Annotated in this window: 13 protein-coding genes and 1 pseudogene; 10 read left to right on the top strand and 4 right to left on the bottom strand. The window is 69.4% G+C overall.

Annotated features, from left to right (window positions below; all coding sequences use genetic code 11):
• Window positions 1-107: 107 nt before the first annotated feature.
• A pseudogene (locus AC1RDS_RS18955) lies at window positions 108-449 on the bottom strand (transposase); the annotation flags it as partial.
• Window positions 450-506: 57 nt separating this feature from the next.
• Window positions 507-1,064, bottom strand: coding sequence for a hypothetical protein (locus AC1RDS_RS18950; RefSeq protein ID WP_066788631.1), 558 nt, complete (start codon window positions 1,062-1,064; stop codon window positions 507-509).
• Window positions 1,065-1,581: 517 nt separating this feature from the next.
• Here AC1RDS_RS18950 and AC1RDS_RS18945 point away from each other — a divergent pair.
• Together AC1RDS_RS18945 and AC1RDS_RS18940 are read left to right on the top strand one after the other, a co-directional pair.
• Window positions 1,582-2,217, top strand: a complete 636-nt coding sequence (locus AC1RDS_RS18945; protein WP_492227201.1) for a hypothetical protein — start codon at window positions 1,582-1,584, stop codon at window positions 2,215-2,217.
• A gap of 443 nt (window positions 2,218-2,660) precedes the next feature.
• On the top strand, window positions 2,661-3,170 hold the full coding sequence (locus tag AC1RDS_RS18940; protein ID WP_242455314.1) for a hypothetical protein: 510 nt from the start codon (window positions 2,661-2,663) through the stop codon (window positions 3,168-3,170).
• A 51-nt stretch (window positions 3,171-3,221) separates the two neighbouring features.
• Here the strand turns inward: AC1RDS_RS18940 and AC1RDS_RS18935 are convergent, their stop codons facing one another.
• Both AC1RDS_RS18935 and AC1RDS_RS18930 read right to left on the bottom strand, forming a co-directional pair.
• Complete coding sequence (locus tag AC1RDS_RS18935; protein WP_059400414.1) at window positions 3,222-3,647, bottom strand: type II toxin-antitoxin system PemK/MazF family toxin; 426 nt, start codon at window positions 3,645-3,647, stop codon at window positions 3,222-3,224.
• Window positions 3,644-3,913, bottom strand: coding sequence for a hypothetical protein (locus AC1RDS_RS18930; RefSeq protein ID WP_059400415.1), 270 nt, complete (start codon window positions 3,911-3,913; stop codon window positions 3,644-3,646). The genes AC1RDS_RS18935 and AC1RDS_RS18930 overlap by 4 nt, the downstream gene beginning before the upstream one ends.
• A 132-nt stretch (window positions 3,914-4,045) precedes the next feature.
• On the opposite strand from AC1RDS_RS18930, the gene AC1RDS_RS18925 reads away from it, so the two are divergent.
• The 8 genes from AC1RDS_RS18925 (at window position 4,046) to AC1RDS_RS18890 (ending at window position 10,972) form a co-directional block, all read left to right on the top strand.
• Window positions 4,046-4,381 carry a hypothetical protein gene (locus tag AC1RDS_RS18925; protein WP_059400416.1) on the top strand — a complete coding sequence of 112 codons (336 nt, stop codon included), beginning with the start codon at window positions 4,046-4,048 and terminating at the stop codon, window positions 4,379-4,381.
• Window positions 4,382-4,422: 41 nt separating this feature from the next.
• A complete protein-coding gene (locus tag AC1RDS_RS18920; protein ID WP_059400417.1) occupies window positions 4,423-4,701 on the top strand; it encodes a hypothetical protein in 279 nt (92 codons plus the stop codon).
• 117 nt (window positions 4,702-4,818) lie between these two features.
• Window positions 4,819-5,553, top strand: coding sequence for a hypothetical protein (locus tag AC1RDS_RS18915; RefSeq protein WP_139222810.1), 735 nt, complete (start codon window positions 4,819-4,821; stop codon window positions 5,551-5,553).
• Window positions 5,550-6,506, top strand: coding sequence for a hypothetical protein (locus AC1RDS_RS18910; protein ID WP_139222811.1), 957 nt, complete (start codon window positions 5,550-5,552; stop codon window positions 6,504-6,506). Before AC1RDS_RS18915 ends, AC1RDS_RS18910 begins: the two co-directional genes overlap by 4 nt.
• A 144-nt stretch (window positions 6,507-6,650) precedes the next feature.
• The gene (locus tag AC1RDS_RS18905) at window positions 6,651-8,453 is read left to right on the top strand and encodes a helix-turn-helix domain-containing protein (RefSeq protein WP_059400420.1); all 1,803 of its coding nucleotides are present in this window, start codon (window positions 6,651-6,653) and stop codon (window positions 8,451-8,453) included.
• Window positions 8,454-8,612: 159 nt separating this feature from the next.
• Window positions 8,613-9,653 carry an N-6 DNA methylase gene (locus AC1RDS_RS18900; RefSeq protein WP_059400421.1) on the top strand — a complete coding sequence of 347 codons (1,041 nt, stop codon included), beginning with the start codon at window positions 8,613-8,615 and terminating at the stop codon, window positions 9,651-9,653.
• A gap of 249 nt (window positions 9,654-9,902) precedes the next feature.
• On the top strand, window positions 9,903-10,406 hold the full coding sequence (locus tag AC1RDS_RS18895) for a DUF7694 domain-containing protein (protein ID WP_059400422.1): 504 nt from the start codon (window positions 9,903-9,905) through the stop codon (window positions 10,404-10,406).
• Between the two features lie 41 nt (window positions 10,407-10,447).
• Entirely contained in the window at window positions 10,448-10,972 is a 525-nt protein-coding gene (locus AC1RDS_RS18890; protein WP_059400423.1) for a hypothetical protein, read from the top strand.
• Window positions 10,973-11,224: the final 252 nt, after the last annotated feature.

Genomic DNA, 11,224 nt, shown 5'->3' with positions numbered 1-11,224 from the left:
GCTCAACGGCTCGGATTCGGTCTTCGTAGGAATACATGAACTACCTTCTAGTAGTCCAAGTTTTCGTCCGCACCCCCGGTGGGTCAGCTTTGCGTGGAAATCAACAGTTCGTGCTTGCCGACGATCTGCGGCTCGAAGCTGCCTTCGCGGTCACGGGGCACGTCTATGTGCAGTGCACCGGCATCGGTGAGAACGGTCTTGGCGCTCTTGCCATTGCGGTGATTGGCCGGCGTTCCTTCGGGTTTGGCCTGGCCGGGCACATAGCCCAAGTGGTGGCTCATCTCGGCGCCAAGCGCACGCTCCAGCACCGCCTTCTTGAACTGCTGAAAGATGTTCTCAAGCTCGGCCGGCGTCACCGGTCCGGGAATCAATTGTTCAAGCGCTGCGGCCGAGAACTGCGGCTGCGCCGCCTTGTGCGCTACTGCGCTCGTCTTCGTCTTGCGTGGCATTCATGCTCCTTGTCGACATGCTATGCCTCACACACAAAGTTTATGACAGGCCCGCGATTACTCGTTCTTTACGGCTCTCCGGGGAAACTCAGCCACATTCCCTTTTTTCAGCTGGTTGATCTTCCGTCGGAGCTCATCGTTCTCGGCCAATAGTTGCTGCACTCTCTCTTCAGCCTCCGCGCGCAAACGACGTGCCTCTTGCCAGTCGAGCTCACTGATGCGATAGGCCGTCAGTAAATCACCGTACAACTCTCGCCATTCCGAAACTCGCTGAGCAGCCCCTCTCTTCGCCTCACGCCTTGAACCGGCCTCAACCCCCTTTATGTTCAGTAGCCAAGGGTCCACGACCCTACTTTTAAACGTGTCCTTGTAGCTGGCTGCGAAGAGCGTTTTTGGCCCAATACCTGACCGGCGCACAAGCTCATTGAGATTCAATGCTCCACCATTCGAAGGATACAAGCCTTGGTTCGCTTTGATTTCCTGTTCGATAGTTCGCATGGCCTCAGTGACCTTCACCACAACCGCATCGCGACGCCGCTCGCCTTGCGCAACAGCGCTAGCTCGAATCTGGTCTTTCGCTGCATCCGAAAACTTCGAAGATGCTTTCTTTTTCATGCTTCGCATAGTCACCGGGTGACAAGTGGAACCACAACGGGCGGGCGCTTCCCTTTTGCAGCCATCCATTCAACGAAGTCCGTAGCCACGTCGACATACCGATTTACCGTCTTGGGACTCAATGGTCGTCCCGTCGATCCCCAAAGGCCTGCAACCAACTCAGTTTGGTAGTCACCATTGATGTGATCCACATAGTTGGCATTCATGGGGTTAACGCCCCGCGTTTCGCACCACTCAAGGAAGTTGCAAAGCCAACTGGCGTAGTTCCGAATGCTTTTTTCAGATGGGCGATTTCCCACTTCTCCTGGGCGCGACGGGTTCCACGTTCCCAGACCCCGTTCAACAAGGTACTCAGAGCCGTCCCTGTGGATTCCAGGGCGAGAGTCAAGGATGAAGGGGAGACGTGCGACTCGACCAAACCCAGCTTTCTCCAGTTCAGCGGATCTCGGTTCGACCACTTTGAAGTTGTATTTCCCCATGGCTATTTCTGATGTGGTTTAGATAGAAGTACTAAAAATTGAGTACTACTATAAATGGGCCCATGATCGTCTATTCGGGCGAGGTCTGGGGCACGCAGGCGCATCCGGACGACCTGAGCCGCTGCGCCGACGACGAGGACTTCCACGAGAAGCTGCAGGTCGTGCTGCTCAACCAGCGCGCCGCCGCGCGTCCCGGGGGGCACTACGGCACCATCATCGGGGACCGTCGGCAGGGCGGGCGCTATGTCTCCTACCAGGCCGAGGCCATCGCGCGCATGCCCTCGGACGAGCTCGCGGCTGTGCTGCTGAAGGCGCAGCACAACGTGCGCAGCGATGCGCGCGCCTATCGCGGCATGGCGCTGCCGCGCATCACGCACGAATACATCCTGCTGTGGCGGCGCCGCGAGACGACGGTGTTCGGCGTGCTGCGCGGACTCGCGGCGGGGGCGCACCAGCGGCTGCGCTCGACGTGGCGCGCCATCGTCCACCTGTGCCTCATGCAGTTGGGCGGGCAGGCGGAACTGGCCACGCTTTACGAGGCCGTGCGCGGCGCGGCGGCGAACCGCTGCGAGGCGAACCCGCATTGGCAGGCCAAGGTGCGCCAGGTGCTCAATCGCTCGGAGCATTGGTTCGAGTCGCCCGGGCGGGGCGTCTGGCGGCTCAAGGACGCCTGAGGCTTCGCGAGGCAGCCGCGCGCGGCGGAGGTGATCTTGTCCGCGGCGCCCGCGCGGTGGCCGGGCCGTGGAAGAAACACCCCGGGCGCAATGCATGCGGCCCGGGGTGGCAAGACGCTCCGCAGTGGCGGCGGAGCGCGGCCTGCTCGGGGAGGAAAGCAGGGGGCTCGGCCCGGTGCCGATCGTAGCAGCGGCATGGCCGGACCAGCACCCTTCGGACCGTTGGAGCCCCGAAGGCGGTGGGCCAGCGGGCCATTCGGGCGGGCGCGGGTGCGCCCTTGATGGCGCCGATGCCGGGGCCAGACTGGCCGCATGACCATACCGTCTCGCTCCACCAAAGCCCCTGCAGGGAACCGCCGCCCGCCGACGGCGGCAGCGCCGCGCACCGCGGTGCGCCGGCCACCGGGGCCGTGCGCCGCCGACGCGCCGGGGAGGTGACCGCCATGGGCTATCTCAATCCCTTGCTGCGCTTGCCGGCCGCGCAGGGCCTGCAGGCGCTGGGTGCCCCGGAGCGTGCAGCGCTGGCGCGGCTCCTGATGGATCTGCGCGCCCAGGCCAACGACGAGGCCGAGAACGCGTGGCGCCGCCGCAAAGGCCCCATGGCCTGCTATTGGCGCGCGGTCGCGACGTATGCCCGTCACATCGCCCACGTGCTGCGCATGCCCCGGCGCCCGCGCCGCAGCCACGGTGCGGATGCCACGATGGCGCTGCCCAAGATCCACGCGGCCGCCATGACCGCGCAGGACATCGTCGCCGTCTTCGAGGACCTGTCGGTCCGCAACCGCAACCCGCCGCTCGACGAGGCCGTCGTGGGGCTCGCGCGCTGGATGTCGCAACGGCGCACGCGCCTGACGGACGAGGACTTCACGGCGCTCGCCGCCGTGGGCGGCGCGATCTACGAAGCCGCGCTGCAGCACCGGATGGCGGCCGGGTCGTTCCCGTCGATCCGGTGAACGGCTGGAGCCCCGCCCAGGCGGGCGAAGTCCGGAGAGTCGCGACGGGCCTCAGAAGGCCTTGGGCTGACTCCTGGCCTCCAGGATGGCCGACTGCAGTTTGCGCTTCACCACGGCGTCCTGGAGGTCGAGCCGGCCCCGCCGGGGATGTTTCGGCGTCTTGCCAGGCGCAGGCGCGAACCAGGCATCATCGAAGGGCAGCCGGTGGTGGTTGACCAGGTCGAACTTGGTGGCCTTGGTCAGGCCTGTCTTGGCGCTGGCATCGATCACGAACTCGCCCGGATACACCGCCGTCGTGTTCTGCGAAGTGGCGTACGCCACCACGACGACGGAACCCGCGGGATCGTCGGCCGCTTCCTCGACCTGAAGCACCAGGGCCGGCCGGTCCTTGGGGCCCGGCACGCCCACTTGCTGGGGAAAGCGGCATTCGACGATGTCGCCGGGCTTCGGGCGGGGTGTCCAGTAGGTCGCGCTCACAGCAGCGAACCGATGACCCTGCCTTTGCCCTTGGGCTCGGCCTTCGCGATCGCCTGGTGCTGGGTCCGGGTGAGCGGCAGGAGCTTCTCCGTGTCCTGCTCGACAAGCACCTCGTCCCTGAGCCTGGCGAGCGCGTAGAGAACCGTCTGGGTCTCGTTGAAACCCAGTTTCCTGGCAATGGCCTTCAACGCGTCGCGCGACACCGTCGTGAGGGTGTCGTCCTTGAAGTTCAGCTTCAGCGGCTGCTGGCCGGTGGTGGTGGGCATCGCACGATCCTTGTCATTTCGGTATATGCATAGGATATATATTTTTAGGGCATCCTGCAAACCGCCCGCCACCGGGGGACGTCGAGCGCGGACAGGGGCCAGGGCTATGATCTTTCCAGTGAAACAAGGGGTATGAAGATGGCGGATACCAGTGGGCCGGACGCCTCGACGCAGGAAGAGGCGCAGGCGCAACGATGGCTGGACGAGCTCCGGCGCGAGGTGCGCAGCGCGGCCGAGGGGCGCACGTCCGACGTGCAGCGGGGCGCCGAATCGCCGGCCGTCGCCGCCGCCCTGTTCGACAAGTTCGGCGGCGGCATCTGTGCGGCCGCCCATGTCCTCGGCCTTGACACCGGTGGCCTGCAGCGCGAGGTCGATGCGCTCGCCCGCCAGATCGATCCCGACTTCGATGCCCATCCCAAAGCGCGCTGGGCGGCGCGGCCGGGGGCGTTCTCGTTCGAACGTGACTAGGTGAGAGGTGCCGAGCGGGGTGGTCGGCCGAGGCCGGGGCCGTGAACGCTGGCGCGCTCGACGCCTGGCTGCAGAACCAGGGCTACCGCCAGTTGCGGCGGATCGGCGGCGTGGTCTGCGGCGTCCGTCGCTTCAACTTCACCTTCGGCCTTGTGGTCGGCCTCACCTGGGAAGGCTACGAGCGCCGCTATTGCTACGGGCACGGACAGGACGCGCTCGCGGCGCTGGGCGCGTGGGACGGCGAGGACCATCCTTGCGGTCCATGGATCAAGTGCAAGGGCGCCGGCATCGACCTGCTCAACCCGGCCCTGCAGGTCTGAGGGCGGCTGCGGAGCGCCCACCGCATCGGGAAAGAGGCCGGCGCGCGGGAACCGGCCGCATGCGCCCTTGAAGGCGCAAGGCGAGGCGATAGCCTGGAAACACACAGGAGCCTCGCCATGCCATCTTCCCTTCTCGATCTTCCATCGCGCGACGCGCCGGCCAAGCGCCCGCCCTGGCCCGACTGCACGACGCGCAGACAGACGCCCTCATCGGCGCCGTCCGCACCCTGCGCGCACCCCGGGGCGTTGTCGGCCAAGCAGGCGCACCCGCACCCGCGTGAGGACGGGGTCGTCCCGCCGGCCGCCGCGCAAGCGTCCCTGCGCTGCCGCCTGTGCACCTGCATCCTCGGTGCGGAGGAGGACGACGACCCCTCGCTGGCGCTGTGCGGCGCCTGCAAGCGCCGGCCCGAGGCGCGCCGCCTGGGGCTGGGCCAGCCCGGCGCCTCGCCGCCCACGGCGCCCGCGGCCCTGGCCGCGCGCGCGCCGTCGGCGCCTGCGCGCGAGTTCACCGAAGCCGAGCGCGCGCTGATCCGCAAGGTGCACGGCTTCATGCCGGCCCAGCAGTTGCTCGCGCTGCTCAACGAGCGGCTCGCCTGCGACCTCGGCCCCGATGCCACGCCGTACGGCATGGACCAGCTGCATGCGCAGATCGGCACCTTCACGGCGGCAGCCCCTGCGGGCGGCCACGGCTGGGCGGCCCAGCGCAAGCTGATCGCCCAGGCGCGCCGCTCGGGGCTGCTGGCCGCCATCACGGAGCAGGTCATCGACGACTTCGCCGTGGTGTTCTCGCTGAACCCCAAGCAGGTGCTCTGCCTGCGCGACACGCTGCTGCAGCCGGAGGACGGGCAATGAACCACCCTATGGTCCCCCACGCCGTCATCCGGCGCGAAGAGATGCTGACCGCGCACCTGGACCTCGGCGGCGCGCCGATCGACCTGGCCGAGTACGCCACCACGGGCCTGCTGGCGGTCGCGGTTGGCCCGCGCGGCATGGGCAAGACCAATGCCGGCCTGCTGATGGCCGAGCAGCTGTCGGCCCAGGGCTGGGTCAGCGTGCTGATCGACCCTGAAAGCGAGATGGAGTCGCTCTACGGCGCGGCGGTGCGCGACGCGGAGCATCTGGCCGCGCTGCTGCAAAGCCGCGCGCAGTCCATCGTCGTGGTCAGCGCGCGCGATGCCACCGCGTTCCTGCCCTATGGCCGCGCCATCCTCGACGCGGCCGAGCGCATCCGAAAGCCGCTGTTCGTCGTGGTGGACGAGGGACAGTTGTTCAGCACCGCCAAGAAATGCGCCGAAGATGCGGGCGAGGCCGCCGGCATCATCAACGAGTTCGCCGGCCGGGGCCGCAAGCGCGCCCTCGACCTGTTCATCACTGCCTTGCGGTACACCGGCACGCTGCACCGCACGCTCTTCGCGAACAAGAACCTGACCTTGATCGGCTGCCAGGAGGACGCGACTGCCTGGGCGGCACTGGCGCCGCAGTTCCGGGCATCGCGCATCGAGTTCACGGACCTCAATGCGCTGGCGCCGGGCGAATTCTTCTGTCTCTCGCGCCGCGGCGTCGAGAAGGTGCGCATGCCGATGGCGCAGGCGTTGGCCAGGGTGGCGCCCAAGGCCCGGCCCGTGCGCCGGACCCTGCCGGCCACCTTCAGCCAATGGGACCGCGCCATGCGGGGCATCCCGACCGGGCGCCTGCAGGCCTTGACCGATCCGGTGGTGGGCCTGCTGGGCGCCATCGCGGGGCTGTCCACCCAGCAGATGCTGGCCGGCGCTGCCGCGCTGCAGGACGAACTGGAGACGCGATGATGGAACGGCACGATGCTGCCGCGCTTGTTCCGGGCGGCGCGGACGAGGAACCGCGCTGGGTGGACTTCGTGCTCGCGCACGGCTGGCGCGCGGCCGTGCACCATCTGGCCACCGTGCTCGGGGTCGCCCGAGGCGGTCGCGTCGGTGCGGCGGACGGGCGCCTGCGAGAGGCGGGACAGGCCGCTCGACTTCGCCGAACTGTTCGCCCTGCGGCACGGCCGCGCTCCGGCCGAGGAGGAATGGCCCGCGCCGCGCAGGACGGGGCGGGGCGGCTACGAGTGGCAGGCGCCGGAGGTCGCTCTGCTGGCTGGGCTGGTGGGCCAGCTCGGGACGGAAGAAATCGCGCAGGTGCTCACGGCGCGCCTGCGCGAACGCACGGGCGATGCGGCCGCCGAGCGCACCGCCGTGGCCGTGCAGGGGCGCGTCCATCTGATCGGCCTGCAGTCGGGCGACGTGCTCGGCGGCATCACGACCACCGAGGCCGGGCGCGAGGTTGGCTCGACGGCGCTGATCCACCAGGCCATCCGCAGCGGCGCGCTCGCCGCGCACAAGGTCGGCCGCCGGCTCGTGATACCGCACGCGGCCTGGGCCGCCTGGAAGGCGCAGCGCGCCGCGCCACCCGAGGGCTTCGTGCGCCTTGCATCCCTGCGCGAACCCCTGGGCATCCGCAGCGACAAACTGTCCGAGTTCGCGCGCATGGGCCATGTGCCGACGGCCCTGCGCTGCAACCCCTTCGGGGTGCCCGGGCCGTCCACGCAGTTCGGCACCTGGCACATCGCGGCCGACATGGCGCGCCAGCTCATCGCGGACCGGCGCGCGGGCCGGCCCATGCCCTGGCATGGCAAGCCCCTGGCCGACAACCTGCGGGCCACCTGGCGCCGGTGGCAGCAGCGGCGCCACCCCGAGGACTGCGCGACCTGCCGGGACATCTGGGGCGTGCAGGGGGCGCCGAAGGACTTCGACGACTTCGCGGCGCGCTACCCGGGCCTGGCCCAGGGCGCCAAGCGCCACCTGACGCGGCCCTGGACGCCCGGAAGCACGGTGGCGGAGGTGGCCGCGGCGGCCTGCTGCCCGCAGAGCCACGTGCGCCGCGCCATCGCCAGCGGCGTCCTGGCGGCCGCGTCCTGCAACGGCACGCTCTACGTGACCCGCACCGACGCCACGCGGTGGATCGCTCGCCGCTGCCCCAGCGGCGAGGGAGAACGGTCCTGGATCGCGCTGGAGACGGCCTGTCGCCAGTACCTGTTCACGCCGCGCGAACTGCGCCAGCACATCGCGGCGGGCACCCTGGGCTCCAAACACGGCACGGAGGGCGCGATGCGCGGCAGGGACTACGTGCTGCGCCAGCAGTGCGCGCAGTTGCGCGAGCGGCTGGGGTTCAGCGAAGCGGAGGCCGCGCGCCGCGTGGGCGTCTCCATCGAGCGCCTGCGCGTGCTGCTCGACGGGCTCACGTGGCGGACGGCCCGGGGCATCCCGCTGGTGACGGTGCAGGCGGCCATCAAGCGGCGGGAATCCCAGGAGGGCCACACGCTGGAAGAGGCGGCGGCACTGCTGGACGTGCCGCTGGCCTGGGTGAAGGCGCGCAAGCGCGACGGCACCGTCCGCGTGGCGCAGGCGCGCTGGGACCGGCGCCGCCAGTACCTCACCGGGCCGATGGTGGAGCGGCTGCGTGAAGCGCTGCGGCATCCCCAGGCAGTGCGCGAGCCGCAGGCCCCCGAATGGCTGAGCCTGGGCGCCGCCGCGCGCGAGGCCGGGGTGAGCGCCACAACCATCCAGCACTGGGTGAACGCAGGGGAGCTGGCGTACCGGGGCACGCCGGGCCAGCGGCGCTACCACCAGGAGGCCTTGCGCGCACGGGCCCGGCGCCACTGGGCCACCTGCCGGTTCCACCGCGCCCGGCGGCCGGCGTGGCTCGAGTGCGCGCAGGACCCGTCCCCGACCCCCTGAGCGGCAGCGCCGGCCTGGAGCCGCCATCGGCGCTGTCCGATGCGCCGGCGTCCAGGCCACGGCCCTGGCCGGGCCCCGCCGGACGCGGGGTTGATCCGCCTGCTTTGCCTTCGAACCTGTCTCCGACGCCTCGCCATCGCGAGGACGAAGGAGAACGTGATGAAGCAACACCCTTCCGGCCGGGAAGGCCGGGGAATCGAGGATCCACGGCGCGAGCTTGTCGCGCTGCTGCAGGGCATGGCGCCGCGCTGGAGCGTTCGCGACGTGTTCGCCGACTTCATCGAGCTGTCGTGCCTGTCGATCAGCAACGCGGTGGACAAGGCCCAGTTCGACCAGCGGGAGGCCCGCTACCACGACATCGTGAAGAAGTACCCGCGCGAGGACTTTGAGCGCTTTCCGCGCATGCTGGGGTACCTCTCCCTCGCGATGGAACAGTGCTGCGCGCAAGGCGAGTTCGAGGACCTGCTCGGCAGCCTGTACATGACGCTGGACCTGGGCAACGACAGGGCGGGCCAGGTGTTCACGCCGTTCCACGTCTCGCAGCTCATGGCGCGGGTCCTCGTGGGGGACGCGGCCGCCGCCAGGGGCGAGGTCGAAGCCAATGGCTTCGTCGACGTCATGGAGCCCGCCTGCGGGGCAGGGGGGATGGTGATCGCGATGGCCGACGCGCTGCATGCGGCGGGGCTGAACTACCAGCAGGTCCTGCACGCCACGTGCGTCGACATCGACGTGCGGTGCGTCCACATGAGTTTCCTGCAGCTCGCGCTGCTGCACATCCCGGCCGTCGTGGTGCATGGCAACTCGCTGAGCGGAGAGGTCTGGAGCCGGTGGCATACCCCGGCCCATGTGCTCGGCGGCTGGCGATACCGCCTGCAGCGCCGGTTCGCCAGCGAGGAGGCATCCGCGCCCGAGGGGCAACCGGCCGCCGGAGCCGGCACCGGCGAGGTGCCGCGGCATGGGGGCGATGGAGGCCACGGGGCTTCGGCGTCGGCGACGCGCACGCATGCCGCCGCCCGCGAGCCGGGCTCCGCGCCGCACCTGCCACGCGCGCACGTGCAGAGGCTGCTGTTCGGGCCTGACGGCACCCAGGATACGGCGCGGCCGCCGCCCGGCGGGGTTGAACCCGCGCGCAAGCGCGGGAAGCTTGGGCAACGCGGCGACAGCGGCCGCCCCGACGACGAAACACCCCCTTCATCATGAACACGACCCGATTCTGCGAAGAAGTGCGGCGCCTGCTGCAGGCCGATGGCTACGAGGTCCACCGTGGCCGGCCGGAGGACGGCGCCGATCTGGCCGGCGCGTGCTGGTTCACCTGGATGCGGCCGGGCATGGCTAGCGCCGAGGTCGGCCCCACGGTCGCAGGCGAGCGGGAGGCGTGGGCAGCGGCGCTCGCACCGCCTGGACAACAGCGCCATCGCGCTGCAGCGGCTCGAGACGCCCCTGCCGCCGATGGGCCCCTTCGAAGCCGCGCGCCTGCCCGATGGCGCGTTCAATCCGCGTGTGCTGGCCGCGCGCTTCGGGATCGACGTGGAAGCGGCGCGCGCGCAGGCTGCGGCGCTTAGGCGCCAGCGCGTCTACGTGAACGAGCGCTACCAGGTCAACGTCCAGCGGATCGCGGCGCCCTTCGGGCCGGACACCAGCGACATGCTCTGGCTGTCGATCAAGCGCCGCGACCGCGCGCCCATCCACGACTGGCGCGATCTGCAGCGGATCAAGAACGCCATCGTCGGCGAGGAGCACGAGGGCTTCGAGGTCTATCCGGCCGAGTCGCGGCTCGTGGACACGGCGAACCAGTTCCATCTGTGGGTCTTCGCCGACCCCCAGGTGCGGCTGCCGGTCGGGTTTCGCACCCGCGAGGTGATGGATGCGCGCGCCGCAGCGGCGCAGGGGGCCCGGCAGCGGCCGCTCGATGGCGCGGCCCCTCCCGCGCACGCTGCCAAGGATGAGGACTGAGCGGCCGCGAGGCCGCACCACCACACATAGGAGCATTTGCCATGGAAATCAGAATCACGGATGCCGACGGATTCGGTCGCCTGTCGCCGAAGGCGGACCTGGCCATCGTCGTCATCACCCGCGCCGACATCGAGGCCTTCCGCGTCGGCAGCACGGTCGAGCGGCTCCTGCTGTTCAGCGATGACGCGAACCAGGTGATGCGCTTCGCCGGCCGCATGGTGATCCAGGTCGAAGGCTACGACGACGATCCCCGGCCGCTGCCGCTGATCCCCGAATGCGTGCGCTTCTTCCGCGCGGTCGATGCGCAGTGGGGCTATTGGCTGCACTTCCTGCTGCCCCTGCCCGACCAGTTGAAGCTGATCGTGCTGATGCTGGTGGACGCGGAGCCGCAGCCCGGGCAGGGCGCCGCGGTCAGCTACCGGATGCGCGCGCCCGAACAGCTGGGCCGCGTGATGCACCGCCTGTTCCATGCGATGAACACGTTGCACGAGACCTTCGACGTGCCGCGCGCGCTCAATGAAGCGATGACCGAGGCGCTGGTGGCGGCGTTGGAGTTGCCGGGCTGACCCCGACCCCGGTCCTCAGCCTGTGCGTGCACTCGCCGCAGCAGCTTTCGCGGCGGGTGATGCTGATGCTGCTGCAGGTCGTGGAGGGTCGCACCGACGGCCTGTAGCCGCCGCCAGCATTCCGGTGCAGCGCACCAAGCCGGGCACTGCCGCATGTCGGCTGCTGCGTTCTGGTGCAGCAAGCGCAGGCTTGTCGGTGTACCGGCGCTATATCCGTGGAGGTATATCGCTGGCACAAGTCTTGCGACACCG

The organism is Acidovorax sp. GW823-FHT02H02, assembly GCF_058797075.1.
Note: the sequence above shows the minus strand (reverse complement) of the source record. Positions and strands in the feature narration are given on the sequence as shown.

What these genes read in the sequence shown, in the direction of transcription:
- AC1RDS_RS18950 (WP_066788631.1), bottom strand. Translation starts at nt 1,064, where the DNA reads ATGAAAAAGAAAGCATCTTCGAAGTTTTCGGATGCAGCGAAAGACCAG.
- AC1RDS_RS18940 (WP_242455314.1), top strand. Translation starts at nt 2,661, where the DNA reads ATGGGCTATCTCAATCCCTTGCTGCGCTTGCCGGCCGCGCAGGGCCTG.
- AC1RDS_RS18930 (WP_059400415.1), bottom strand. Translation starts at nt 3,913, where the DNA reads ATGCCCACCACCACCGGCCAGCAGCCGCTGAAGCTGAACTTCAAGGAC.
- AC1RDS_RS18925 (WP_059400416.1), top strand. Translation starts at nt 4,046, where the DNA reads ATGAAGATGGCGGATACCAGTGGGCCGGACGCCTCGACGCAGGAAGAG.
- AC1RDS_RS18915 (WP_139222810.1), top strand. Translation starts at nt 4,819, where the DNA reads ATGCCATCTTCCCTTCTCGATCTTCCATCGCGCGACGCGCCGGCCAAG.
- AC1RDS_RS18910 (WP_139222811.1), top strand. Translation starts at nt 5,550, where the DNA reads ATGAACCACCCTATGGTCCCCCACGCCGTCATCCGGCGCGAAGAGATG.
- AC1RDS_RS18900 (WP_059400421.1), top strand. Translation starts at nt 8,613, where the DNA reads ATGAAGCAACACCCTTCCGGCCGGGAAGGCCGGGGAATCGAGGATCCA.
- AC1RDS_RS18895 (WP_059400422.1), top strand. Translation starts at nt 9,903, where the DNA reads ATGGGCCCCTTCGAAGCCGCGCGCCTGCCCGATGGCGCGTTCAATCCG.
- AC1RDS_RS18890 (WP_059400423.1), top strand. Translation starts at nt 10,448, where the DNA reads ATGGAAATCAGAATCACGGATGCCGACGGATTCGGTCGCCTGTCGCCG.